24 protein-coding genes are annotated in these 25,637 nt (G+C 55.2%); 7 read left to right on the plus strand and 17 right to left on the minus strand.

The window, feature by feature from the left end; all coding sequences use genetic code 11:
* Nucleotides 1–43: 43 nt before the first annotated feature.
* The 5 genes from H8B13_RS07240 to H8B13_RS07260 all read right to left on the minus strand — a co-directional run bounded on the left by H8B13_RS07240 (nt 44) and on the right by H8B13_RS07260 (nt 5,825).
* Complete coding sequence (locus H8B13_RS07240; protein ID WP_187310120.1) at nt 44–772, minus strand: ABC transporter ATP-binding protein; 729 nt, start codon at nt 770–772, stop codon at nt 44–46.
* Nucleotides 773–787: 15 nt separating this feature from the next.
* Entirely contained in the window at nt 788–3,844 is a 3,057-nt protein-coding gene (locus H8B13_RS07245) for a tetratricopeptide repeat protein (RefSeq protein WP_187310121.1), read from the minus strand.
* 6 nt (nt 3,845–3,850) lie between these two features.
* Entirely contained in the window at nt 3,851–4,138 is a 288-nt protein-coding gene (gene gatC / locus H8B13_RS07250) for an Asp-tRNA(Asn)/Glu-tRNA(Gln) amidotransferase subunit GatC (protein WP_084446469.1), read from the minus strand.
* A 26-nt stretch (nt 4,139–4,164) separates the two neighbouring features.
* Nucleotides 4,165–5,061, minus strand: a complete 897-nt coding sequence (locus tag H8B13_RS07255; RefSeq protein WP_261990256.1) for a lysophospholipid acyltransferase family protein — start codon at nt 5,059–5,061, stop codon at nt 4,165–4,167.
* A gap of 185 nt (nt 5,062–5,246) precedes the next feature.
* Nucleotides 5,247–5,825 (minus strand): NUDIX domain-containing protein, encoded by a 579-nt coding sequence (locus H8B13_RS07260; protein WP_187310122.1) that lies wholly within the window; start codon nt 5,823–5,825, stop codon nt 5,247–5,249.
* 418 nt (nt 5,826–6,243) lie between these two features.
* Here H8B13_RS07260 and H8B13_RS07265 point away from each other — a divergent pair, with 418 nt between their 5' ends.
* Nucleotides 6,244–6,489: a hypothetical protein gene (locus H8B13_RS07265; protein WP_187310123.1), complete on the plus strand. Its 246-nt coding sequence runs from the start codon at nt 6,244–6,246 to the stop codon at nt 6,487–6,489.
* Between the two features lie 136 nt (nt 6,490–6,625).
* Complete coding sequence (locus tag H8B13_RS07270; RefSeq protein ID WP_187310124.1) at nt 6,626–7,201, plus strand: ribonuclease HII; 576 nt, start codon at nt 6,626–6,628, stop codon at nt 7,199–7,201.
* A 32-nt stretch (nt 7,202–7,233) separates the two neighbouring features.
* Here the strand turns inward: H8B13_RS07270 and H8B13_RS07275 are convergent, their stop codons facing one another.
* From H8B13_RS07275 to H8B13_RS07285, 3 genes are all read right to left on the minus strand, one after another.
* Nucleotides 7,234–7,680, minus strand: a complete 447-nt coding sequence (locus H8B13_RS07275) for a response regulator (protein WP_187310125.1) — start codon at nt 7,678–7,680, stop codon at nt 7,234–7,236.
* Nucleotides 7,681–7,745: 65 nt separating this feature from the next.
* The gene (locus H8B13_RS07280) at nt 7,746–9,278 is read right to left on the minus strand and encodes a sensor histidine kinase (protein ID WP_187310126.1); all 1,533 of its coding nucleotides are present in this window, start codon (nt 9,276–9,278) and stop codon (nt 7,746–7,748) included.
* Between the two features lie 21 nt (nt 9,279–9,299).
* Nucleotides 9,300–9,680, minus strand: a complete 381-nt coding sequence (locus tag H8B13_RS07285; RefSeq protein WP_187310127.1) for a CZB domain-containing protein — start codon at nt 9,678–9,680, stop codon at nt 9,300–9,302.
* Nucleotides 9,681–9,898: 218 nt separating this feature from the next.
* Here H8B13_RS07285 and gcvT point away from each other — a divergent pair, with 218 nt between their 5' ends.
* Together gcvT and H8B13_RS07295 are read left to right on the plus strand one after the other, a co-directional pair.
* Complete coding sequence (gcvT, locus tag H8B13_RS07290) at nt 9,899–11,002, plus strand: glycine cleavage system aminomethyltransferase GcvT (RefSeq protein ID WP_187310128.1); 1,104 nt, start codon at nt 9,899–9,901, stop codon at nt 11,000–11,002.
* A gap of 141 nt (nt 11,003–11,143) precedes the next feature.
* Entirely contained in the window at nt 11,144–11,857 is a 714-nt protein-coding gene (locus H8B13_RS07295) for a 2-phosphosulfolactate phosphatase (protein WP_187310129.1), read from the plus strand.
* A gap of 170 nt (nt 11,858–12,027) precedes the next feature.
* Here the strand turns inward: H8B13_RS07295 and H8B13_RS07300 are convergent, their stop codons facing one another.
* The 4 genes from H8B13_RS07300 to dtd form a co-directional block, all read right to left on the minus strand.
* Nucleotides 12,028–12,939, minus strand: coding sequence for a bestrophin family protein (locus H8B13_RS07300; protein ID WP_187310130.1), 912 nt, complete (start codon nt 12,937–12,939; stop codon nt 12,028–12,030).
* 87 nt (nt 12,940–13,026) lie between these two features.
* Nucleotides 13,027–13,422 (minus strand): hypothetical protein, encoded by a 396-nt coding sequence (locus H8B13_RS07305; protein WP_187310131.1) that lies wholly within the window; start codon nt 13,420–13,422, stop codon nt 13,027–13,029.
* Nucleotides 13,423–13,686: 264 nt separating this feature from the next.
* The gene (locus tag H8B13_RS07310) at nt 13,687–14,013 is read right to left on the minus strand and encodes a nucleotide pyrophosphohydrolase (protein WP_187310132.1); all 327 of its coding nucleotides are present in this window, start codon (nt 14,011–14,013) and stop codon (nt 13,687–13,689) included.
* 26 nt (nt 14,014–14,039) lie between these two features.
* Nucleotides 14,040–14,489 (minus strand): D-aminoacyl-tRNA deacylase, encoded by a 450-nt coding sequence (dtd, locus tag H8B13_RS07315; RefSeq protein ID WP_187310133.1) that lies wholly within the window; start codon nt 14,487–14,489, stop codon nt 14,040–14,042.
* 146 nt (nt 14,490–14,635) lie between these two features.
* On the opposite strand from dtd, the gene H8B13_RS07320 reads away from it, so the two are divergent.
* Nucleotides 14,636–16,093 (plus strand): hypothetical protein, encoded by a 1,458-nt coding sequence (locus H8B13_RS07320; protein ID WP_187310134.1) that lies wholly within the window; start codon nt 14,636–14,638, stop codon nt 16,091–16,093.
* A 167-nt stretch (nt 16,094–16,260) separates the two neighbouring features.
* Here the strand turns inward: H8B13_RS07320 and mltG are convergent, their stop codons facing one another.
* From mltG to H8B13_RS07335, 3 genes are read right to left on the minus strand one after another with little or no spacing between them, the layout of a single operon-like run.
* Nucleotides 16,261–17,334 (minus strand): endolytic transglycosylase MltG, encoded by a 1,074-nt coding sequence (mltG, locus tag H8B13_RS07325; RefSeq protein WP_187310135.1) that lies wholly within the window; start codon nt 17,332–17,334, stop codon nt 16,261–16,263.
* A gap of 39 nt (nt 17,335–17,373) precedes the next feature.
* Complete coding sequence (locus H8B13_RS07330; protein WP_187310136.1) at nt 17,374–18,153, minus strand: class I SAM-dependent methyltransferase; 780 nt, start codon at nt 18,151–18,153, stop codon at nt 17,374–17,376.
* 41 nt (nt 18,154–18,194) lie between these two features.
* Nucleotides 18,195–19,682, minus strand: a complete 1,488-nt coding sequence (locus H8B13_RS07335) for a helix-turn-helix domain-containing protein (RefSeq protein ID WP_187310137.1) — start codon at nt 19,680–19,682, stop codon at nt 18,195–18,197.
* Between the two features lie 181 nt (nt 19,683–19,863).
* On the opposite strand from H8B13_RS07335, the gene aceB reads away from it, so the two are divergent.
* Both aceB and aceA read left to right on the plus strand, forming a co-directional pair.
* The gene (gene aceB / locus H8B13_RS07340) at nt 19,864–21,492 is read left to right on the plus strand and encodes a malate synthase A (protein WP_187310138.1); all 1,629 of its coding nucleotides are present in this window, start codon (nt 19,864–19,866) and stop codon (nt 21,490–21,492) included.
* 150 nt (nt 21,493–21,642) lie between these two features.
* A complete protein-coding gene (aceA, locus tag H8B13_RS07345) occupies nt 21,643–22,929 on the plus strand; it encodes an isocitrate lyase (RefSeq protein WP_187310139.1) in 1,287 nt (428 codons plus the stop codon).
* Nucleotides 22,930–23,014: 85 nt separating this feature from the next.
* Here the strand turns inward: aceA and H8B13_RS07350 are convergent, their stop codons facing one another.
* Together H8B13_RS07350 and argH are read right to left on the minus strand one after the other, a co-directional pair.
* The gene (locus tag H8B13_RS07350) at nt 23,015–24,208 is read right to left on the minus strand and encodes a ribonuclease D (protein ID WP_187310140.1); all 1,194 of its coding nucleotides are present in this window, start codon (nt 24,206–24,208) and stop codon (nt 23,015–23,017) included.
* A 108-nt stretch (nt 24,209–24,316) separates the two neighbouring features.
* Nucleotides 24,317–25,636: an argininosuccinate lyase gene (gene argH / locus H8B13_RS07355; RefSeq protein ID WP_187310141.1), complete on the minus strand. Its 1,320-nt coding sequence runs from the start codon at nt 25,634–25,636 to the stop codon at nt 24,317–24,319.
* Nucleotide 25,637 lies beyond the last annotated feature (1 nt).

The following is a 25,637-nucleotide window of genomic DNA, read 5'->3' on the forward strand; positions in this document are numbered from 1 at the left end:
GCCCTATAAGGATGCTGGGGGGCAAATTGTTGCCAGCTACTTACTACTTGTTCATTGTCAGTTGGTTGTGATGCGTGGCAATGTCGGTGTTTTCCATATCCGACTCTACCAATCCGTCGCGCAGGCGCACAATACGGTGAGCGTAGCGGGCGATGTCCTCTTCGTGCGTCACCATAATAATGGTGTGTCCTTTGGCGTAAAGCGCCTCAAACAGATCCATTATTTCATGGCTCGTTTTCGTATCGAGGTTACCAGTAGGTTCGTCGGCCAGCAGGATGCTTGGGTCGTTGACCAAAGCGCGGGCAATAGCTACCCGTTGCCGCTGACCACCCGATAGCTCATTGGGCCGGTGCTTGGCACGAGTGTCGAGGCCTACGCTCCGTAGTGACTCCATGGCTTTTGCCTCCCGGTCGCGCTTGTTGTAGCCGGCATAAATGAGGGGCAGAGCCACATTATCCAGGGAGCTAGCGCGTGGCAACAGGTTAAAGGTTTGGAATACGAAGCCAATTTCCTTGTTTCGAACCTCCGCCAGCTGGTTGTCCGACATGCGGCTTACATCTTGGCCATTAAGGATATACGTGCCATCAGTAGGCGTATCCAGGCAACCCACAATGTTCATCAGCGTAGATTTGCCGGAGCCCGATGGACCCATAAAAGCTACGTACTCGCCGCGCTGTATGCTGATCGTGACAGACCGTAGCGCGTGAATGCGCTCAGCACCCATCTGATAGATTTTGGAGATGCCAGTGGTTTCAATGACAGGAGGTTGCATGAGCAGCGAGCCAGGTTAGTTCCAGGGAGCAAGCTCAGCGGCCTGAGCGGCGCGCTGAGCTTCGTATTTACTACGAAAGGTAGCATATTCCGCCGGGGCGAGCAATGTGCGCAATTTCTTAAGCGGGGCTTCCGTATAAGCCACCAATCCAGCCGGCACAGCCGCTAATACATAAGCCTTTAGCAGTTGCGTCGATTCAGGATTATAATCTAATCCTTTGAGCAAAACATCATAAGCAGTTGCATAATCGCGCTGCCGTGTATGGAAATCGGCGGCGGCCAGAATGCCATCGGTTACGTAAGGCGCTTCCTTCACAAGCTTCGCATAAAGTTGTGCTGCATCGGCGGGCTTATCGGCCAGCGTAGCTTGAAAATAAAGTTGATAAGGCTGATGCTGGGGGGCAAAATAAGCTGTGCTTACTAGTTGGCGAAGATTTGTGGCCTGTCTGGCTTGCACGTAATGCTTACCTCGAAGCACGTTCCAGTCGGAAGCCGTAGCATTTTTAGTAGTTGGGGAAGGTGCGTGACGCTGCAAAGCAGCGCGCACTGCCTCCACATCACCTGTAGCTAAAACGCGCGGTAGTTGAGCGAGCAACGCTACCTGCCGCGCTGCGGGCGTCGCAATAGCCTCGGCTGCGGTGAGTAGAGTTGTAGGGTTGGTTTCCGCGGCTCCTCTGACTACGATATACTGAGCCTTTATAGAGTCGGGCGCCGATGGGTATTGAGTAGCAAAATCCAGCGTAAGAATGCTTCGCAACCGTTGGCCCTGTCGAGCTAAGGCAGGATTTGGGTCGCGGGCAGCTACAGCAGCTTGCGCTTGGGCCGAATCCAGTTGACCGGCTAAAGCAAATGCGTAAGCGCGTGGGAGAGCGGCTTCGGTAAATCCATTGCGGGCAGCTTCCGCGAAGTAGGCTGCTGCGGTGGTGTAAAGCCCTTGGTCCAGGAGCCACATGGCTCGCACTTGCTGGTAGTAGGCTGCGCTGGGCGAGTTGCCAATGACCAGTGGAAGCAGCGTTGCCTGCGCCCTTACCGGTCGGCCACCATAGTATTGTGTTAAAGCACGCAAAAACGTGAGTTGCTCTGAATAAGCACTATTGCCGTGACGATTGCTTACCTCATTGAGAGCAGTGAGCAGGGTAGTATCACGGGAAGCGAGTCGGTGAAGGCCAGCGTGGTAAAGACGACCAAACTCGGCAGCGCTCAAATCTTGGGTACTGTCGACGAGTAGTGGGTTTGCTGTAGCCTCTTTATCACCTATGAGTTGGGCTAACAGTAGCGCGTTGCTTTGCAACGCCACATCCTCAGGCTGGGGAACATTTTCTCGCAAAAAGTCCTGCGCCGCTTTCAATTCCTGATTCTGCACCAAAAAAGCCAGCTGGTTAGCTCGCACGACGGCATCATCGGGGGCCAGCGCGGCAGCTCGTTGCTGATAAAACAGGACGGAGTCGGTGAGGGCGGAGCGGGTGTACAGTTGGGCTAAATCGTTAGCCAGTCTCGCACTCTGAGGGGCATTTTTGATACCTTCCTGCAAGGTTTTCTGGCGGTCGAAGAAGTCGGAAGGCTCGTTGAACAAAGCCGCTAACCGCAGGGATATCTTCTCAGAAGGCGCGCGACTTAAGGCCCGACGCAGGGCGTTGATTTCGTTCTGTCGCTGGCTGCGAAACCGATACAGGGCCGCCCGGCCCATGCTGGCGCGATGGTTGAAGCGGTCATATACGTCGCTTTCGGCGTAGTAGCGCTCTGATAAAAGGGCCAAACCATCATTGGTCGGCTGCTCTTCGCTTTGAAGCCGACTTAAGTCGCCGAGATTGTTGTAGAAAGCCGCCCGTACTTGGTCGAGCACAAAGAAATTGTTGCGCATAGACACAATTCCCAATGCCCCAATTCCAATTACATAGACAGTATAGAAAGGTAGCCGCCGGGGCTCATATACTACAAGATATACGCGCAACCGCTGCCGGATGAGAGGAGCGAAATTGAGTAAAACATAGAGCAAAAAAGCCCCCCCACAGGTCAGCAACGCCAAAGCCGTAAAGTCGCGGCCGGCGGTAATAAGCGGATCATTAGCGGTAGCCAGGGCATAGCCCAAGCTACCGGCCGCCAGTGTCACCAGCACCAGATAAATATGCGCCGCACCGGGCCAGTAGCCAACCCAAGTACCGTATGTAGCCGCCCGCCGCCGCAGCCCCAGCCAGCCCACCAACACCGCTGGCAAGAGTAACAAGTAAGGGTCTAAACGAATATTAGGCAGAATCAGAACTTCGCCGTCGTTGAGATAATACAGCAGCAGTGTGCCTAGGTAAAGCCCACTAGCTAGCACAAATGGCAACAAACCAAACCGGCTGCCCGGATTTTCAGCCTGCGTATTCAACCACAATAGCCCGTGAATATTCTCGAAGGCTACCCACAGCACCAGCAAAGCAAAAACCACTGCGCCGCTTACGGTAGCGTAGCTGGCTAAATGTAAGGCCGTGAAAGCAGGCGAGAAGTTGCTTTGCAGAAGCAGAATGGCACTCAGCGCACTTACTAATACCGCAAACGTGAGTAGCCGCTGCCCGAGCGTAGCCGCGGGCCAGAAAGCGTGAAAAGCAAAAGCCGGCAGCCCCAGCAGCGCCAAGGCCAGCACCAGAAAATACTGCTGTAACGAGTCAAACACGCCGAGCAAGTCGGCATTCAGCGACATCAGCAGGAAGATGACCAGCGCCATGCCCACCACAAAAGCCGGGCGGGCTAGGGTGCTTACCACGGCCAAAAAATACACCAGACAAACCGCCAGCAGCCCCAGCCAAGCCATTGCTGCCTCAGGCTGCACATAGGGTCCAGCTACATCATACGTCTGCGTGACGAGGTAACCGTTAAGCCGCAACACCAGCTCATCAAGGCCAATTTTGAGTGGCGCGAGGGTGGTGGGGACGGGCGTGAGCTGGGGCACTGTAACCACGGGCAGAGTCCGCTCGGCGCCGGTGAAGTAATGAAACAACGCCAGCCCGACGGCCAGCAACGCCACTAAACCTAAAATAAGCAGGGCAACACGCCGGCGCGGAGCGGGCGGCAAAGCAAGCGGAGCAGGCACCAACGGTTATTCCAGCACTTTTGGAACGCGGAAGTAATCCGAATCTTTGCGCGGCGCGTTGCGCAAACCATCCTGATGATTGATGGTGTTCTGGGCTTCGTCGGGGCGCAATACGTTAATTTCCTGGGACAAATGCACCAGAGGCTCCACATCGGTCGTGTCGAGCTCGCGCAGCTCAGCTACCCAATCCAGAATTTTGTTCAGGTCGCCGAGCATTTCCTGCTCCTTGGTAGCGTCGAATTCGAGGCGGGCCAGATGGGCAAGTTGGCGTAGGGTGGCAAGGTCAGTACTCACTATAGTAAGAGAATTAGAAGGGATACTTAAGAATTGGGGAGGCTTAGCTCGGCGTTGCCGTTGGTTAGCGTCTGAGAGGCGTTTGGTGCGGAGCTAGAAAGCTGCTGGGGGGCTTTTTTGTTGTCTTCCGTTTTGCTGGAGCGCCAAAATGGTCGGGGAGATGGCTCTGGCAGGCCAGCCGCATCGGGGCGAAACTCGCTGGCAATAATAGCGAATGCGCGCTGCTTGAGGGCTTCCACATCAGCCAGCGTCATGTTATGTGTCGGAATAGGGTCGTGGAGGACGATACGTAAAGGTGAATAGCGTACCCGCAACTCTCCATCCAGATCGGGCAGAAAACGATGGTTGAGCGGCATCGAGACGGGTACGATAGGTACGCCGGCGCTAATAGCGAGCTGAAACGCACCATCTTTGAAGGGCATCATTTCCTCACCGGGCTTCTTGGAAATAGTGCCCTCCGGAAAAATAACGACCGAGCGGCCCTGCGCCAGCCCGTTGCGGGCATGTACAATGGCCCGGCCCCGGCTCAACGCACTTTCCCGGTTTACCGTGATGTAGACGCGCCCAAATAATGGCCCCCAGAACGGCACTTTAGCCAAAGAGCTTTTACCCACGATATTCAGGAAGCCCGGAATGGCTTTGAACAGCATCGGAATGTCGATGTAAGAGCTATGGTTGGCTACGTACACGCAAGGCTGGCTGGGGGGCAATTGGTTTTTGCGCACCACCTCCACAGGCATTCCCCACATCCGAATCGAAATAATCGACCAACTCCGATTGAACGTGTGCAGGTGGCGGTACCACGTTGGCCGCCGCCCCAGCACCCACTGCGCCGGATACGTGACCACGAAGGGCATCACAAACCAAAACGTACTCCAGGTAGTGTATAGCCGATGTCCGAGAAAACGCAGCAAGTCACGCATAGCGCAAATTTAGGAGATAGGAGTTAGAAGCGCGGAGATGAGCCTCTTTTTAGAATAACAGGAACGAGCTTACTCGATTTTGCTCACGCGAATTATTAAACGAATGAAGGGAATAATTTCCAGCAGAGGGTTGATAAGCAAAATAGCGTATTCAGCGCGTAGCCGCAAGCTCATGCTTCGGCGGCTTACCCTCTACTTGTCAGTACTTTCTCTGCCTTGAGCAGGCCGGCTACGCTGATGGCATCGGTGATGCGGTCATCCATTACCATCTGGATGGCTTCGGCTAACGGCAGCTTCCACAGGCGCAGGTCTTCAGTTTCCTCTGGCTCTACATCACCCTGTTCTAAGTCTTCGGCCAAAAAAATGAATCCTTCCTCGTCTGTAACCGAGTTGGAAGTATGAATGCGCGAAATGGTAGTCCAGCGCTGAGCCAGCAAGCCTGTTTCTTCGCGCAACTCCCGCTGCGCCGATTCCAGCACGTCCAGCTCAATGGGTCCGCCACCCATCGGGATTTCCCAGGAGTACTCATTCAGCGTGTAGCGATACTGGCCCACCAGCCACGTATTGCCATCCGCATCCAGCGGTACAATGCCGATAGCCTTGTTTTTCATGCTTACCACTCCGTAAATACCCCGCCCACCGCCAGGGTTTATTACTTGGTCTTCGCGCACCGTAATCCACGGATTCTGGTATTGCAGCGCGGTGCTGATTACTTGCCAGGGGTTATGATTGGGGTCGAAATCGGAGGGTGCTGAGTGCGACATGAGAATGTATAGCGACGAGGAATAAGAAGCGCAAAGGTAAGGCGCTGATCGAAGAGAGACCAAGCAAGGCGTCCATCGGGAGAAAGAGCGAGTTGGGCGGGTGATAGCCGGAGTTGGTCCAAAAACTTTCGCTTAAATGACTGATAGATAATACTTTTGTACCAATATTATAAGTACCTGCGGGGGGAGGTTGTGGAAAGGAAGAATCTTCCCGCGGGGCGCCGGTCGGACCTAGGAGTAGGGTGAATAACAACAGACCGTCGGCGCACAAAAAAGCCCATTGCACTATGCAATGGGCTTTTTTGTGTTTAAGGCCAACTGGCCGGATGGCCGTAATCGTGCACTAACCTCGGGTGGAGAACGCTCGTACCAAGTATATAACCGCCCGCAAACATCCCGGACGGTCCCTTATATTTCTATGGCTAACCAACCCAAAAAGCAAGCAGCTCAGCCCCAGCCCGGCGACCCGCTTTTCAACCTCAAGCACGCGCAAGCAGAAGCCGAACTGGCTCAAAAAACCGGTGGCCTCGGCCCACTCACCAACGAGTACATCACCACTGAAGAAGACGAAGCCTTAGACGAAGGCCCCCGCGATAGCCAAGGCTTCCGGCGTGGCGAAAATGATGCTCCCGTAATCGGCAGCAACGCCGGCGACCACAAATAACCTGCTCTGCCTTCCGGCAGATCTATAGTTAGTTACCTAAAAAGGCTTTCCCCGCGGCGCTATTGGCCGTAGGGAAAGCCTTTTCTGTTGTCACAAATGCCGCAAGCAAAGCCGACTGCTTACTTTCGCTGCTACTATGCTCCTTATTTCTCATACGCACGAACCGCTCGAAGCTGGTCTCGACGAAGCCGGTCGGGGTTGTCTGGCCGGACCGGTGTTTGCGGCGGCGGTAATTTTGCCCCCCAGCTTCACCTCTGCATTCCTTAATGACTCCAAGCAGATGACGGCCCGTCGTCGCGAACTGGTGAAAGCTGAAATATGTGCGGGCGCGGTGGCGTGGGCCGTAGCTGAGGCCTCACCCGCCGAAATCGCCAGCATTAATATTGCACAGGCCAGCTACTTAGCTATGCATCGGGCGGTGGCTGCGCTTCCCGTAGTACCAATGCATCTTATTGTGGATGGCAACCGGTTTCGGGCTTATCCGGAGATTGAGCATACGTGCTTTGTGGCCGGTGATGGACGCTATGCCAGCATAGCAGCAGCAGCCGTGCTGGCCAAAACGTTTCGGGACGAGCGAATGCGGGCTCTAGCTGCAGAATGTCCGGAGTATGGCTGGGAGCAGAACGCTGGCTACCCCACCAAAACGCACCGTGATGCTATTCGAAAGCACGGCCCCACGGAGCATCACCGCATGGGCTTCCGGTTGTTATAAGTCAGCCTACTACGTTTATCCAGAGCGAAGTCTTACCCCTTCATCTGCAACAAATCCAGAAAAAGGCTAAACCCATCTACTGTCGTGGCGCCTTCACCGAATTTATCAAAGCTCAGGGGCTTCACGATGTAGCCGCTTACGGCCAGCTCGCTGGCTTTGAGACGGTCGGCTTCGAGGTCGGAAGTGGTCATGATGAAGACGTTCAGCCCCACGAATTCGGGGTCGGAGCGGAGAGCTTCGAGCAACTCCAAGCCGTTCATGCGCGGCATATTAATGTCGAGCATCACCACGTTGGGCTTAGCTATCTTATCCTGTCCATTTTCGCCGCGCAGCAGATTAAGCGCCTCACGGCCGTTGCGGGCCAGATGGAGCGGCACGTCGATGTCGTGCTTACGCAGTTCGCGCTGCACGTTCATGACATCCATCTGGTCATCTTCAACAAGCAGGATACTAGGGGTAATAGTGGTTTCGAGCGACATAGAACACAGAAACTAAAGCGGGAAAACAGACTCGTTTCTGGCTCCCTATACGACCGGGGGGCAAATTAGGCTGTCCGAACACCAGTTTCAATAGCGCGGCCTACCTCCGCCACGGCTAATTTGGGCCAGGTAAACGTGAAAATCGCCCCCTTTCCTTCCTCCGATTCTATCTTGATAGTGCCACCCTGGCGCTCCACTATCTTTTTTACAATAGCCAGGCCTACTCCAGTGCTTTCCAGCGTATCACGATCGGTGAGGGTCTGAAAAATCACAAATATTCGCTCGTGGTACTCCGGATCGATGCCCGGCCCGTCGTCAGCAATGGAGAAGGTGTATTGTTGGCGGTCTTCGCGGCAGCCAATGCGAACGGTGCCCGTTTCTGGGTGGTCGTGGTACTTGAAGGCGTTGCTGATCAGGTTGGTGAATACCTGCTGTAGCTGCACCCGGTTGGTAATGAGCGTGGGCAGATAACTAGGCAAATCAACTGTAAACCCGTCCGGGGGAGCCAAAGAGTCGACAATTTCGGTGAGCAGCTCCCGAACATTTACGCGCTCCTGAGTCTGAGCTGTGCGACCCACGCGGGCCAGTTCCAGAATGCCGCTAATCAGGTTTTCCATGCGATGTACACGGATCCGCATAAGCTGCAGGAACTCGCGGATATGATCGGGCAACTCCTGTCCCAGATCCTCCTCAATCCAGCGGGAAGCGCTTTCAATGCCGCGCAGAGGTGCTTTCAAATCGTGGGAAACGACATAGGCAAATTGATCCAGCTCATTATTGCGCCGCTCCAGTTGCGTAATAGTTGAGCCGATGGTGCGGGCCATCATATTCAGCGAGTTTACCAACTCGCTTAGCTCATCTTGGTCCGTGTCCTTCAGTTGGGTTTGATAATCGCCCCCCGCCACGCGCCGAGACAAATCCAGCATCATCGCAATGCGCTGAGCTAGTAGGCGGGTGATATAGGTAGCCCACACAATGCCCATGGTGATGGCAATGATAGTGAGAGAGATAGACAGCATGCGGGTTTGCTGAATACTATCGGTGAGCTTGTCGCGCCGCTCCAGGCGGGCCGCCAGTTCATCGGCTTCAAACCCATTAAACAAGGCCCGAATCTGATCCATGAGCAGTTTGCCTGTCAGACCTTCCGCTAGCAATCTGTGCTCTAGTCCTTCAAGTGCTACCTGATCGGGGTTGCGGCGTAGGGCCTCACGCTTCTCACTGATCATTAAGTGTGAGTATGACGCCCACTGCTGAAATAAGTGCTGGGCCCGTTCCAAGCGGCCGCGCTGGGGGCTGTCGAGGGGCATTTGTTGGCGGAGATTCACGAATCGACCCAACAGATTACGCTCGCCCATGTGATAAGGCTCCAGCATAGCCTCATTACCCACCAGCATATAGCCCCGAAAGCCCGTTTCCATGTCAATGATATTGCGGAGCAGCGTGGTGGCTTCTTCTGTACGCAGCTGCGATTCTTCTACCCTGAGTGAGTTGCGCAGAACTTTGCGCGACAGCTGATAATTAATAATTACCACTGCCGCGAACAAAACTGAAATGGCCAGAAAGCCGGCGAAGAGTTTAGTAGAAAGCTTGAGCTTCATGCGGGGCGGTAACAAGAGGAACTACCGGCCCAGACCTGGGCTTTCGGCGCGCAATTTCTGTTCCATGATACGTAGCAGGCGCGTAATTTCATCGACGTAGCCTTGTACGGAGGTCAGGCCAGCAATGGCTTGGTCTACCTTACCCTGCTGGTGCAAATCAAGTAAGCGGTTGGCTTCCTGATGAATCTGCTGGTGCACTTTATCCAGCTCGCGGCTTTCGGGCAGATGGGCATAGGCTATCAAGGCCCGTTCCCGAATCCAGACACCAAGGGCGCATACTTGCGCATCCCGAATGGGCGCTTCGGCGGTACCACTGCCGTAAAGCGCGGAGCGGAGCTTCGATTTAAACAACAGGTGCCGAACCTGCGCCATTTCAAAGTCCTGTTTTAAATCTTCGTGCATAGAAACCTTGCCCATGAAACGCCAAAGTCTCACTGGGCTAATGCAGACTTTCTATACCGATGCGCCCCGACCAACGAGAAAAACAGGGTCTTTGTTCACGCGTTGAGCACTCTGGCTATAATAACTCAAAGGTAGTAGACGCGCATACGCAGCCCAGCCGATAGAATTGGCTAGTTTTGCCCTCCAGAACCCACCCTTGTATCTCACTCATTTTACCGATGGCCGAAGACCTCAAAACCGTTATCCTCAACGACGTACACCAGCAGCTGGGGGCCAAAATGGTGCCCTTCGCGGGCTACAACATGCCTGTGCGCTACTCTTCCGACCTCGACGAGCACCACACGGTGCGTCGGGCCGTCGGTATTTTCGATGTGTCGCACATGGGCGAATTTCGGGTGCGTGGCCCCAAAGCTCTCGACCTAATTCAGCGCGTAACCAGCAACGACGCCAGCAAGCTTGTAGATGGCAAAGCTCAATATGCGTGCCTGCCAAACAATGAAGGCGGTATTGTTGACGATTTGCTCGTATATCGCCTGGCCGAAAACGATTACCTGCTGGTGGTAAACGCGTCCAATATTGAGAAGGACTGGAACTGGATCAGTCAGCACAACACGGAAGGCGTGGAGATGGAAAATATCTCGGATCAGATCAGCCTGTTTGCCGTGCAAGGACCCAAAGCGGCGGCCGCGCTGCAAAGCCTGACCGACGTAGATCTGGGGGGCATTTCGTACTACTCTTTCGTACAAGGTACATTTGCTGGCGCGCCCAACGTCATCATTTCGGCCACAGGCTACACCGGCGCGGGCGGATTCGAGCTGTATGTGCCCAATGAAAATGCCCGCGAAGTGTGGGAGAAAATAATGGCCGCCGGCGCGGCGTTTGGTATAAAGCCCATCGGCCTGGGTGCCCGCGATACGCTACGCCTCGAAATGGGCTATTGCCTCTACGGCAATGACATCGACGATGCTACTTCGCCCTTGGAGGCTGGGTTAGGTTGGGTAACCAAGTTTACCAAAGACTTCACCAACGCCGAAAACCTCAAAAAGCAGAAAGAGCAGGGCGTGAGCCGCAAGCTAGTCGGCTTCCTGATGGATAGCGGCGGCATTCCCCGCAGCCACTACGAGCTGGTAGACGAGGCGGGAACCAAGATTGGCGAAGTAACCTCTGGCACGCAGTCGCCATCGTTGGGCAAAGGCGTGGGCTTGGGCTACGTAAAAATGGAGTTCAGCACGCCCGGCAGCAAGGTTTTCGTGCAAGTGCGCGGCAAAAACCTGCCTGCGACGGTCGTGAAGCTGCCTTTTGTAAAAGGCACGGAAGAGTAAAAATCTGTGCTGTATAAGAACGTCATGCAGAGCGGCAGCGAAGCATCTCGCGTGTTTGGTTGAGTTACTACTCTCATCTACCGCACGCGAGATGCTTCGCTGCCGCTCTGCATGACGTCCTATTTTTAATGAATTTCATTTATGCCTACTCTCGACGTTTGCTTTTCGCCTGAGTTGCTGCCACTCTATAATCTGCGGGGTAAGGTGGCCGTGGTGGTCGATATTCTGCGGGCTACTTCCTCCATGGTTACGGCGCTGGCGGCGGGCGTTACGCATATCGTGCCAGTGGCGGAGCTAGCCGAATGCCGCGAATTTGCCCCCCAGGGCTACCTCACCGCTGCCGAGCGCGACGGTCTGCAAGCGGAAGGCGTCGATTTGGGCAATTCACCTTTTGGCTACCTCGATGGCAAAGTGGCCGTGCGCGGCCTTGCCGTGGCTATCACGACTACCAATGGTACCCGCGCCATCCATCTCTCCTTGAGCGCTGATGCAGTGGTGTTGGGAGCCTTTTTGAACCTGGATGCAGTAGCCCAATTCCTGCGCCAGCAGAACAAAGACGTAGTCGTTGTGTGCGCCGGGTGGAAGGGAATGTTCAACCTGGAAGACACGCTCTACGGTGGCGCTTTAGCCGAACGCTTGGCCGACGATTTCGATATCCGCAGCAGCGATGCGACGCTGGCCGCGCTGCATTTGTGGCAACTCGCCAAGCCTGACCTGGCGGGCTACTTGCTCCAATCATCCCACGTGCGCCGCCTCAATAGCCTAGAAGTAAATCAGGATATGGAGTTCTGCATTCGCCTCGATGAGTATAATATTGTTCCTGTCTGGCAAGAAGGCCAAATCGTGGCCCTGTAACGCGAAGCGCCAGCTTCGTGGTCGAGAAAAGCGAGAAGCCACGTTCATGCGGGCGTGTGGCTGACGTGCTGCTGGCATCCCAGTCCCGCAGAAGTCAATAGCCTGGCGTATCGCGATGGACTGCCTTCTGAGAGAAAAAACGCAGGACTCAGGTGGTTCCCAAACATGAACTACATCCGGTAAAAGGTCTCGTGCACTGCCGGAAATACGGGCGTGGGCTCGCCCACCAGTTGCCGCAGGTTGGCTTCTACGGTACGGGCCAGGGTGGTGACCGGCGTATCGGTGGGCTTGTTGTTGAAAGGGTCTTGGAGGTAGCGGGCGGTGCGCTCCAGCAGAAAAAACGATGAAGACAGGGTGAGCAGCACCGGAATCTCCCACAGCCCGATGGCCTTGACCAGCCCGAGGGAAAGCGTCATCAGAAACAGGTAGATAAAACTGTACACCAGCAGTCGGTAGCTGACGGGAAATACGGTAGTTTTAATGCGCTCTGCCTGTCCCATGGCGTCGGCCAGGCGCACCAGCGTGGCGTCGAGCTGTACCTGTTGGTACGCGTTGAGCGCCCCTTGCTGATATAGGCCACGAAATTGGTCGGCGTGCAGCGTCAGCAGGGCCAAGGGCTTGTGGCCTTCCTGCCTGAGGCCAGCCAGCTCCGATTCTGTGAGGTAAGCTTCTAGCCCGGCCAGGGGAGCTAACCCGCGCAGGCGCTGCCCCAGACAATAGCACCACGCCATCTGCCGATAAGCCAGCATTTGCAGCGGTGCGGTCGGGCCGGTCTGCTGCCGGTAGGCATCGGGCAGAAACGTGCGCGCCTGTAGTACCAGCGTACGCGAGTCGTTGACGATGGCTCCCCATATTTTGCGCGCTTCCCACCACCGGTCATAAGACTGACCGGTCTTAAAGGCTAACAGCAGCGAAATCAGACTCCCCAGGATTGTCGGCAGCTGTAAGGGAATCAAGGGTAGATACGTGCCTAACGCCAGCTTGAGCAGGTGAAAGAAGATGGAAATCAGCAGCACGCGCATCACATCGGCCCGGATATGCCTGAAGATGTAGCCGACGGGAAAAGACTTGTTGAGTAGCATATGCCCAGTAAGAAAGAGGTCTGCGACAGGTATGTTTGAACATCACATCCAACTGCCTGAAAGGGCAAATGTGTATCGGCAGAGAACTCAGAAAGCCAACAGGGCCCGCCGCGCTACCTCCACATCCTCGAAGCCGACAATGACCCCGCCCGCGATGCGGCGCAAGACTTCCTCCGTCGAACGCCGACCGAAAAATTCGGTCGCGAAAACGACGGTGTGCGCTTCCAGGCCCGCCCGCCGGGCTCGTGGATACCAGTTCTGACTGAGCCAATCAGCTGAATCGGTCCAGATGCCATGAATGGCGCCATGATTGTCCAGCAGCCGGTGGCAATGCTCGCGTTGAAGCGTGAGCAGGATTTGCTCGTAGCCGGCCTGAATGGTCTCCAACGTCTGCTCCCGCCCCCAGATAGCATGCAGGTAGTTAGCTAAAGCGTCATATTCTAATACCAGGTGGTCAGCCACAAACAGAATACGGTGATGCATGAGGCAAACAGAAAGGCGCCAATGGAAGTAGCCTCGGATTCAAGTACCCGCTAAAGGCGGTAAAAGTACGGAATAGCGCAACACGAGGCAGTGTGATGTAGTTAGCTGTGGCTCAGACTGCTGGAAGGGGGTAAAATTGTCGGAGCAGGCTGTCTAGCCGGGCGTAGCCTACCTAGCCGCATAAATAAAGACCCGCTGAGGTACTAAGAGGGACAAGCAGTTGAAAGTAAAGCGGCCGTCTGAATCCGCTCTTCAACCCGGTGTCTAACGTAGCTTCTCGTTGTCGTGGTGACGCGTGGCGTCGCGCTTCGTTTTTTTCTCCAGGTTCTTTGCCAGCGCTTCGGTCAGATTAACGCCGGTTTGATTCGCTAGGCAAATCACTACGAACAGCACATCGGCCAGCTCGTCGGCTAATACTTTGTCTTTATCGGATTCTTTAAACGATTGCTCGCCGTACTGACGAGCAATAATGCGGGCTACTTCGCCCACTTCTTCCGTGAGCATAGCCATATTGGTCAGCTCGTTGAAATACCGCACGCCGGTAGTTTGAATCCAGGTGTCGACGGTTTGTTGGGCTTGTTCGATGGTCATAAGGGGAAAGAAAAGGTTGAGTTGGATTAGCTCGGGGGCGAATCGAGCACGAGCGTTACCGGGCCGTCGTTGAGCAAGCTTACCTGCATATCGGCCCCAAACTCGCCGGTGGGCACGGGCTGGCCGAGCAGTTCTTCCACTTGCCGTACGAATTGTTGGTAGAGTGCATCGGCCACAGGAGGCGGGGCGGCGCCTATGTAGCTGGGACGGTTGCCTTTGCGTGCATCTGCAAGCAGCGTGAACTGGCTGACCACCAGTATTTGCCCCCCAGTGTCCTGCACGCTGCGGTTCATCTTGCCCTCCTCGTCGGAGAAGATGCGTAGCTGCACGAGCTTACGCGCCATCCAGTCCAGAGACTTTGAGTCATCATGAGGGCTGAATCCGGCTAGCACAAGCAATCCTGGCCCTATCTCTCCCACCGTTCGGTCATCCACTACCACGCGGGCCTCACGCACCCGCTGAACTACTACGCGCATTTTGGATCTCTAAAGTAAGAAGGAAGCAATACGCCCCGAGTCGCAACGGATAAGCAAGTAAACCCTTAATCTTGCCTTCTCAAATGAAAGGGCCTGATTTGGGTCGCTCATCACTAACGGTTAGATGCCCCTTGAATCAGCGTTCGTTGCTACTGTTCCTGGCTTTAGTGGTAGTAGCGGCCGTGCGGCTGTACGGATTGACGGGTGCCTCTTTGCCCGATTACGACTCAGTCCGCAACTGGCAAATTGTGCAGGAAGTAGCCACGGGCAACCTCACGCATTTGTTTCATCAGGGCGCCCCGCTGTTTTATTTGATTTTTGCGCCTTTTGTCTGGCTGGGGGGCAATTTTCATGTTCTCCAACACGTCAATTCCTTGTTAAGCGTGGCTGCTGTCGGCGGCTTAGCAACGTTTGTTGGGCGCGAAGCTCGTCTTTCCACTTGGGAAATGGCTGGCTTAGCGCTGTTCATCGGTACCTCTGTATTTCTGACTTTCTCCGGCCGCGACTTCACCATGAATTCCGGCAATCTGCTGGTATTGGCCGGCCTGCTACGGGCTTATTATCATCGTTTGCAAGCACCCAGCCGCCAAACCTTACTGCGGGCAGCCATCTGGCTCATGCTGGGAATCGGCTTTAATTACCGCTTTCTATTTACCGTTCCGATTCTGGTTGCCTTCGAGTTGCTGGCTGCCGACGGTCTGCTGTTGCGTCGTGGCAATGCATGGCGAGTAATAGGTGTTCTAATCGCGCCCTTTGTGGTGCTGGGCTTGATGAGTTTGGTGGCTGGATTGCCTTTGCAGCGCCATTGGCCAGCCGTTTATTATGGCCTGATCATGCGAGGCGAGCCTAATCTGGCCGGCAACGTTGGCATCTTCCACTTCGACTTGCTCTACTACGTCTACTTTCTGTGCGACTTTGAGTCGCCGCTGGTGCTGCTGACGCTACTGGTGGCGCCGGTGCTGTGGCGGCGGGAGCTGTTTCAGCAGCTGCGGCAGCCTAATCTGGTGCGCTACCTGGCCGTATGGGGCTATTGTTTCCTGGCCGGTATGTCGCTGCTCATAAAAGCCCCCCGCGGCCTTTTGCTGGCCTATGGTGTGTTCTATGCCCTGGCCTTCCTTAGTCTGCGCCGACAGGTTTCCGGTAAAGGGTTAGCCGTGCTGGTGCTGCTGGCAGCGGGGTTTAATGTGTACCGGATTGAGCGTGAAGTATATGCGTATGCGCCCACCAATTACCCGCAGGTAGCGGCGTGGCTTCAGAACCAACAGGTTGATAAGCTGCTCAGTACGATAGGGCAGGGGGTGGCTCCGTTCGTCGAACCGATGCCAGTTGCGGTTATTACCGATGAAAAGCAACTGCCTGCCCTGCGCCAACAAGGCTACCGCTACGTGCTGCTCGATTCCTATTGGCGAGTAGCTGGTGTCCATCGGTTTGATGACGTGCGCCGACAGCCGGTAGTAGCTGCCTGGCCCGAGTTGCAGCTTATCTCACCCTTACTTTTTCTGGAACACTCAGAATACACCGGCCTGACGTATCATCAAACCCTAGCCCGCCAGCAAGCTGCTGCCCGCGACTCTTTTCAGCTCCGGTTAATCAGGCTTGATTAAGTAAATATCGAGAAGCTAATTTTTTTAAGTGACTGTCATGCAGAGCGCAGCGAAGCATCTCGCTCACGTATTTAGATTACTAATCTAAATACGTGAGCGAGATGCTTCGCTGCGCTCTGCATGATGGCCTTTAGGGATGAATTATACTAATTAGGACCTCTTAATTCTTACCGCCTAATCTTCAAACTGTCCAGCGTGCGCTGGTAGCGGCGGGCGTTGCGGCGGTGCTCGGCGTAGGTGGAGGCAAAATCGGAGTAGCCGCTAAAATCGGGGCGGGCGCAGAAGAAAAGGTAGTCGTGGGCGGTGGGCTTGAGCACCGCGTTCAGGCTCTGCCGGTTGGCTGAGGTAATGGGGCCGGGGGGCAAACCCTTGCGCTTGTAGGTGTTATAAGGCGAGTCTACCAACTTGTCTTTGTTGAGCACGCGCCGCACCCCAAAGTTGCCAATGGCCCAGAGCAGCGTCGGATCGGCCTGTAGGCGCATGCCCTGGCGCAACCGATTTAGATATACGCCCGCAATAATGGGCTTATCCTCCGGCTTGGCCGTTTCACGCTGCACAATGCTGGCCAGCACATGGACCTGCACGGGCGTAAGCTTCAGAGAATCGGCCCGCTGGCGGCGCTCCGGCGTCCAGAAGCGACGATGCACGGCCGCAGCCGAATCGAGAAACTGCTCGGCCGACGTATTCCACAGAAAACGGTAAGGGCCAGGCAAAAACATAGTCAGGACGGTGGTCGTGTCGAGCTGGTAGCGACGGCGCAAAAAGCTGTTGTCCTGCAGCAAAGCGCGCAGCTTAGCCGAGTCAGCTTCTATCTGGGGGACAATTTGGCTTACCAGTTGCGGCTTGTACTTAAACGCGTTCAGCTCAAAAGCTACCGTATCCTGCTGGCCATTCATCAGCTTATCTAGCAAGGCATCATTGCCCAGGCCAAACTCCAACCGGTAGCGGCCCGGTTTTACCTGTCGCGGATATTCCCGATGCTCGGCCAGCCAGGTAAAAGTCTCAGTATCAATGAGTAGCTCTTGCTGTTGAATAGAATCGAGCACTGCCTGAAACGAAGAACCCGTGCGGATATATAAATAAGCGGGCCCAAAAGGCGACACGGCCACATTGGGTTTCCACCACACGCGCCAAGCTGCATACAGCCCCACGCCTCCCGTTACTAAAACGAGGGCCAGCAAAAAGCCCCCCAGCCAGCGCCAGCGCCGTGTTGAGGAGTGAGAAGAAGCTACTTTATTCAAACCTGATTCGTATCAACAAATGCCTATTAGCGTGGTCAACTAGCCAAGCTTTTCTGCTCTCGCAACGAGGCGCTGCCACACAAAAGTATAATCATCGGGCGGCGCTACCTGAATTTGAAACGCTTCTACGGCTGCGGCCGCTGCTTCGGCGAAGGCTTGTCGTACGGCTGCGGCCGGCGCATTCGCACAACCTGCTTTTTCAAGCCAATCGTTCAGCGACATAGGCGTAGTGCCGCCCGCTAATGTCATTGCCTGTAACGTCAGGCCCGCATCGGTCATCGCCTGCCGCCACTCACTCGGGGCCAGATTGCGGGCGTGTGAGGGGTCGCGGAGAGCTTCCACGCGGTTTTGCCACTCGCCGGTTGTCGGGTCATCGTCTGGAATAGACGTATCAGCCAGCAAAAAACGCCCCCCAGGTGTCAGTACTCGGTTTACTTCAGCCAAAAAAATCGGCACCGACTGAAAATGGTGGGGCGCAATCCGGCACGTAACCACGGAGAAGCTGGCTTCTGGAAAAGGCAGCGCCTCCGCCGCGCCTTCCCACCAGCTCACATTCGTAATCCCACGCGCCGCCTGATTCTGCTCCGCCTGCGCTAGCATTCCCGGCGATACGTCCAGCCCCACCACCGACTGCACGTGGGGGGCAAATGCCAGCGCCGTGAAGCCCGTGCCGGTAGCCACATCCAGCACCGTATCGGTGGGCTGGCACGCGGCCTGTGCCAGCATCCAATCCAGAGAGGAAGCCGTCCACGAGTTCCACTGCGCGTTGTAGTGCGTGGCTTGGCGGTCAAACTGTTCTTTTGCGGAGCTGGGGGGCATTTTGCTGGGGTTTCAGGGTGAAAGTGTCCTTTTACTGCCTTCTACGCGCCATGCACCAGCGCGGCTACCGCGTCCGCGAGCTGCTGCTGCCGCTGCTGCCGCTCAATTTCCACAGGTGGCGCCGAGCGCACTTCGCAGTCCGGAATCGGGCACCGCTCACAGGTTTCATTCACGATGCGCAGCGGAATAGCCGGATCGTCGATAAAACGAACTTTGCGCTTCAGATTCTCATCGCAGAGCAAGCCAACGGTCACGCTTACCGCCGGTTCAGTTGCAGTCGAGGCTCGAGCCAGCGTCAGGCAGATATACTCGTTATCGGTGCCATAGTAGCGGGAACGTTGGGCGCCAATGGCCACCGTAGGCGCGCCCGGCTTCGCCTGCTGACGCAACTCAGCCAGCAGCCTAAGCGAAATCCAGCGCCGGCAATAGTGCTCGTGCAGCTCATTGCCGTGCGGGTTGTGCAGGCGCGAGAGGTGCAGCTCCTTAGTCAGTTCGTAGGGCGCGGTGGCATTTGCCTGGTCAAAACGGAGGAAAAACAGGCTTTGAAGGCCAAAATGCCTGGGCAGCAGATTGGTGAGGCGCTGCATAAACATCTCCGGCGACACATTATACTTGGTCAGTAGGCCCAGCCATTGGCCGGCATCCCATTTGGTGGCGTCAAACAGTTTTTGTAGGTCCCGCACCAGGGCTTCTTCCTCCATCAAGAGCGCCCCAGCGAAATAGGAAGCTTTAAAATTGTTCAGCACCTCATCAAACGAGCGTACCGGAAAGCTGGCATTTACATAGGGCCGCTCCCGCAGGTTGAGGTAGTGAAACGCTACCTCCCGCCCCAACACAAAAGCCTCCTGCGCACTACTTAAGCCAGGCCGCAGCAACAATCGGCGGGTTTTGGGCTGGAACACCGACCGCAGCCGCCCCAGCGAAGCGTACTCACCAAGCAGCGTGCGATCCAGGGAATACCCGTACTTCTCGGTCAGTACACGCTCCAGTTGGCACGTGTCGAAGGGCGCGGCAGCGTTGAGTTTTTGCTCCACGGTGAAGGTGCGGACGTCCTGCTCCAATTCCTCAAAGTAGTTGTCGTGCATTTCCTGGTAGGAGCGCAGCGCCGCCAGAAAAAAGTGCTCCTGCCGCATCTCGTAGTTGCGACCAATCTCGAACAGCGTGCTGATAAAAGCATTCATCTTGGCCGGCGCATCCGCAATCAGCTCCACAATGCGCATCGGATCCAGCCCGAACATCTCCAGCGGAAATTCCTTGAGTAAATCTGACTGAAGTAGCTCCGAGATGGGCTCCAGCTTGCGGCTCAGCGTGAGCGACGTAAGCTGATCGTAGCTTACACCCAGGACCTTGCTCAAGCTCAGAATCTTGTCCGCCTTTGGGTACTTCTTGCCCTTCTCAATCTCATTGAGGTACGAAACCGACACATCGCAGGCGCGAGCCATTTCGGCAGGAGTAAGCCCGCTCTCTTGCCGCAGCTCGCGGAGCTTCAACCCAAAAATCAATCGTACTATCTGGCCGTGACTCAGCATATTAATATGTATAGGACAGGAAGGAGTGTTATTTCTGTTCTAATTCTTAAGAAGTGAAAGTGTAACAAATTTAGGCTTTATGAGCGATTATTAAATATTAGCGAATATTCGCTTGTTTTATAAAATTCGCTTATGTATGTTTGGTGAGTACTTTATCAACTTCACCAAATCACCTTGAGCCATGACTTTTTCCGAGCCACACACATTGGTTTCTCACCCGAAATATTTGGCCCCCGAGCGTGTGAAAGTTCTGGGCGCTTATACATCGGAGTTTGCCGAGATTTTGACTCCGTCAGCGCTGGCTTTTGTAGCCGAGCTGCATCGGCGCTTCGACCGCACCCGCCGCGAACTGCTAGCTCGTCGGGAAGCGCGCCAACGGGAGTTTGCGGCTGGTATTCTCCCCGATTTTTTGCCCGAAACCCGTTTGATCCGCGAAAAGCCGTGGACAGTTGCGCCCCTGCCAGCCGATCTGCTCGACCGGCGCGTAGAAATTACCGGGCCCGTGGAGCGGAAGATGATTATCAACGCTCTGAACTCGGGGGCTAAAGTATTCATGGCCGATTTGGAGGACTCGAATGCTCCTACCTGGGAGAACGTCATTGGGGGGCAAATTAACCTGCGCGACGCGGTACGGCGCACTATTTCACTCAGTACACCTACCAAAGAATATCGTCTGAATGAGGAGGTCGCCACGCTCATCGTACGCCCTCGGGGTTGGCATCTGCTCGAAAAACATGTGCTAGTGGACGGAGAGCCCATCAGCGCTGCGCTGTTTGACTTTGGCCTGTACTTTTTCCACAACGCCCACGAGTTGCTAGCGCGGGGTAGCGGACCCTATTTCTACCTTCCCAAAATCGAAAGCCACCTGGAGGCCCGCCTGTGGAATGATGTGTTTAGCATTGCCCAATGGTCGCTCAAGATTCCGAAAGGCAGCATCAAAGCAACCGTACTGATTGAGACGCTGCCCGCCAGTTTTGAGCTTAATGAGATTCTGTATGAGTTGCGGGAGCACTCCGCTGGCCTGAACTGCGGACGCTGGGATTATATTTTCTCCTATATCAAGCGTCTGGGACTGAATCCAAACTTTCGTTTGCCTGACCGCGCCCAGGTTACCATGACGGTGCCTTTCATGGCGGCTTATTCCCAGCTTGTTATCCAAACCTGCCACCGGCGCGGCGTACACGCTATTGGGGGTATGGCTGCCCAGATTCCTATCAAGAATGACCCAGAAGCTAATGAAGCTGCCTTAGAGAAAGTGCGGCTGGATAAAGTGCGCGAGGCCAAAAATGGCCACGATGGCACGTGGGTAGCGCATCCGGGCTTGGTGCCTATCGCCCTAGCCGTTTTTGATGAGCTGATGCCTAATGCGAACCAGATAGAGCGCAAGCGCGAAGATGTGCACGTAACCGCCGCCGACTTGGTGCAAGCGCCCGAAGGCACTATCACAGAAGCTGGCTTGAGGCTTAACATCGATGTGGCTATTCGCTACCTCGAAGCCTGGCTGGGGGGCAATGGTTGCGTGCCGATTTATAATTTGATGGAAGATGCGGCTACAGCCGAAATCTCGCGAGCACAGGTGTGGCAGTGGCTACACACGCCCGGCACTACTTTGCAGGATGGTCGCCCCGTCACGCTAGAGCTATACCGTTCCCTCATTACTGATCAGATAGCGCAGATGCGCAAAGCAGTAGGGGAGGAGCAATTCGCGCAAGGGCACTACGAACAAGCCGCCCGCCTCTTCGATCGCCTCGTGACCAGCAAGGAATTTACCGAGTTTCTGACGCTGCCCGCCTACGAACAACTGGCCTAAACAGCCCACTGTGGTACCACAACTTTAGATTCGTAGTACTACTACCACTCCACCACGCTGCTGTCTTTTTATCGCTAAAAAAGCCGCTCTTCTGAGCAGCCTGGGCCTGCCTTGCCTTTTCTCACCGTCACATCCTAAACCATAACTGCCATGAACAAGCTCGAACGTATCGCCGCCATCAACCACGACTGGACGACCAATCCCCGCTGGGCAGGCATCACCCGTCCTTACACTGCCGAGGAGGTAGTGAAGCTGCAAAACTCTATCAAGATCGAGTATTCGTTGGCTCGGCAAGGGGCTGAGCGTTTGTGGCAGCTGTTGCACTCGGAGGAATATGTAGCTGGACTAGGCGCGCTCACCGGCAACCAGGCCGTGCAGGAAGTACAGGCCGGCCTGAACGCTATCTACCTCAGCGGCTGGCAGGTAGCCGCCGATGCCAACGGGGCCGGCCAGATGTACCCCGACCAAAGCCTGTACCCCGCCGATAGTGTACCCAACGTGGTGAAGCGCATCAACAACGCCCTGCTGCGAGCCGATCAAATTCAGAATCTGACCGGCGATGGCAATGTGCATTGGCTGGTGCCCATCGTAGCTGATGCGGAAGCTGGTTTTGGCGGCAACCTGAATGCCTTTGAGTTGATGAAAATGATGATTGAGGCGGGTGCTGCTGGGGTGCATTTTGAGGATCAGCTGTCATCGGCGAAGAAATGCGGGCATCTGGGGGGCAAAGTTCTGGTGCCTACGCAGGAAGCCATCAACAAACTGGTGGCCGCCCGCCTCGCTGCGGATGTACTGGGTGTGCCTACGCTGGTAGTAGCCCGCACCGACGCCGATGCCGCCGACCTCATCACCAGCGACGTAGATGAGCGCGACCAGCCCTTTGTAATTACACATGATGGTCGTACCAATGAAGGGTTTTACCGCGTACGCCCTGGCGTAGAATCGTGCATAGCCCGCGGTCTGGCCTACGCTCCCTACGCTGACCTGCTGTGGATGGAAACTTCGCATCCTGATTTGGGGCAAGCGCGGCAGTTTGCGGAGGCCATTCATGCTCAGTATCCGGGTAAGCTGCTTGCTTATAACTGCTCGCCTTCCTTCAACTGGGCCAGCAAGCTAAGCGTGGAACAGATGGAAAGCTTCCGGGAAGAACTAGCTGCGCTGGGCTACAAGTTTCAATTTATTACGCTGGCTGGCTTCCATGCTTTGAATACCAGCATGTTTGAGCTTGCCCAAGCCTACCGTGAGCGCGGCATGGCTGGCTACTCGGAACTGCAAGAGCGGGAGTTTGCTTTGCAAAAATCTGGCTTCAAAGCCGTAAAGCATCAGGCATTTGTAGGCACTGGCTACTTCGATGCTGTGCAAAATGTAGTTTCGGGGGGCAAAACCAGCACGGCCGCATTGGTTGGCTCAACAGAGGAAGCTCAGTTTCATGGGTAGTACCAAGCGTTGACGTTTAGTTACATAAACCAAAAAGGGCGTCAGGTATATACCTGACGCCCTTTTTGGTTAGCGAGCTAGTCACTTAAACTTGACTCGAGTGATCAAAAGGCTGAGCAATCAGAGCGTAGTCTAGGGAATGACGCTGAGCAGTTTCGCGCAGGATAGTTTGTTGCCAGGGACGTAGGACTTGCTCGGCGCCTAGCTCAATGATATCCGCTACGAGCCGGTTAGAAAGCACGAGGTTCGCCACGTAGCTATTCATGTCAGTTGTAATGAGGTTTTTCAAATGAAGCAAAAGCTGCTCGCGGGCATCGGCTCGGGCGGCTTTTTCGCCGCTGAGGCGGCGGCGAAACGGGAAGCGCCGCTGCTCACCAGTAGCGGCGGGCTCAGGCGCGGGCACAAAAGTATCAGATGAAAGTGCCGCTAATTGATCTAGATAAGGTGCACGCTTCAGTTCTGGATGTAAACCACGAGCCGCTTTCCAGTCGCTGAGGTCACGAGGAGTATCGCGCACCAGCTCCGACAGGCGATCATTGGCAAACACCATGTAAGGCGGCCGGTCCAATTGCTTCGCCACTTGATCGCGCAGCATATACAGGTCGCGGAATAACGGCAGCTCGCCGGGAAGAATCCGGTATTTGCCGGCAATGCGCAGGTACGGGCGCTCGTCGCGGGTGTAGCGCACCAGCTCCAAGGCAGCATTTTCTTCGTCAGCCCAATGTGCCCGGCCCAGTGCTTCCAGTTTAGTCTTCAGCCGGTCAGCCAGCTCAAACAGATAAATAACGTCGTTGGCCGCGTACACTTTTTGGGCCTCCGTCAGCGGACGCTTCAGCCAGTTCGACTTCTGCTCGCCTTTGTCCACTTCCAATCCTAACTCACTTTGAATCAGACGACCCAAGGAGATATTGTTATCAGCTTCCGCCAGCAGCGTGTACTGCACGCTGGTGTCGGTGATGTGGCGTACGTGCACGCCATACAGCTCATCGAGCAGCAGAATATCCGATTTGCAGCTGTGGAATACCTTCTCAATGGCCGGGTCGCGCAGCAATTCCCAGATGGGCTCCAACTCTTCGGCCGGATTGGTGAGCGGCAGCGGATCAATCAGATAGGCGGTTGAGCCGTCAAAAATCTGGATCAGAGCAAGATTGCGGCCGTAGCGGTGGCGCATATCATCAAACTCCAGATCCACGGCCAGACGCGATGCTTTCCGCATGGCATCGGCCGCGGCCTGTACGGCGCCATGGGTGGTTAGGTATTGTATATCAGGTTGTAACATGGAAAAGCAAAACGAAAAACGAGCCGCGAAAGTCAGGAAGTAGGCCGGGGGGCATTTTACCAAAGGTAGGCAGGACTGGGGGGCAAAAGCAACGTGGATACCCTGCCGCTAAGTGCCGCTTTGGGAGCGCTGCAACACGGCGCTACGCTGTTGCACTTGCTCGACTTTTGCCCGAATTTCGGCCAGCCCCAGATTGTGCACGCTGCCCAGGTGCGTGGTCGCGAACTCCCGGTGGGGCACGTAACTGCCGTCATTCACTGCCCGGCCCACCTGCTGATAAGCCTCGCGAAAAGGCACCCCAGACTGTATAAGCTGATTGATATTTTCTACGGAGAAAACACCGTCGTATTTGGCCTGGTTCAGTAAGTCAGGCTTGATTTTAAGCTGCGGCAAAGCAAACAGCAGCATGTCCAGAATATCCCCGAACTGCATCATCGGCTCGAAAAGCAGTTCTTTCAGCAACTGGAAGTCGCGGTGGTAACCGCTGGGCAGGTTGTTCACGCATAGCGTAATGGTGTTGGGCAAAGACTGTAAGGCATTGCAACGCGCCCGCACCAACTCAAATACATCCGGGTTCTTCTTGTGAGGCATGATGCTGGAGCCCGTGGTAAAGGCGGGGGGCAATTCTACAAACGCAAGATCCTGACTGTTGTAGAGCACTAAGTCATATGCCATTTTCGAAAGCGTAGCCCCCACGCCGGCCAGCGCGAAAGCCACCGTTTTCTCGGTTTTGCCGCGTAGCATTTGTGCCCCCACGGCACTAACAGCTAGGTTGCCAAAGCCCATCTGCTGAGTTGTCAGCTTGCGGTCGATGGGGAAGCTGCTGCCAAAGCCGGCTCCAGAGCCTAAAGGGTTTTGATTGGCGACGGTATAGGCGGCTTCAAACAGCGCAATATCCAGCAGCAAATGTTCGGCGTAGGCCGAAAACCACAAGCCGAAGCTGCTGGGCATAGCGGCCTGGAAGTGCGTGTAGCCGGGCATTAAATCAGCTTGGTGGGTTTCAGCTTTTTGCAGCAGCACATCCACCAGCGCCATAATCTTCGTGGCAGTTTGCTCCGTGTAATCTTTCAGGAAAAGCTGAATGGCCGTCAGCACCTGGTCGTTGCGGGAGCGGGCTGTATGAATTTTTTTGCCGGCATCACCGAATTTCTCCGTCAGGTAGAATTCAATTTTCGAATGAACATCTTCGAAGCTTTCCTCAATAACAAACCTTCCCGCCGCAATTTCCGCTTCCAATTCGTTGAGTCCTTGGACCAACTGGTCTTTTTCCTCGACCGAAATCAGTCCAACCTGCGCCAACATTACGGCTTGCGCCTTGGAAGCCAGCACGTCGAAATGAGCCAGGTACATATCCAACTCCCGATCTCTGCCGATGGTGAACCGCTCTATTTTTTCGTCAACCGCAATGCCCTTTTCCCAGATTTTCATG

The organism is Hymenobacter sp. BT188, from assembly GCF_014333585.1.
Taxonomy (GTDB): Bacteria; Bacteroidota; Bacteroidia; order Cytophagales; family Hymenobacteraceae; genus Hymenobacter.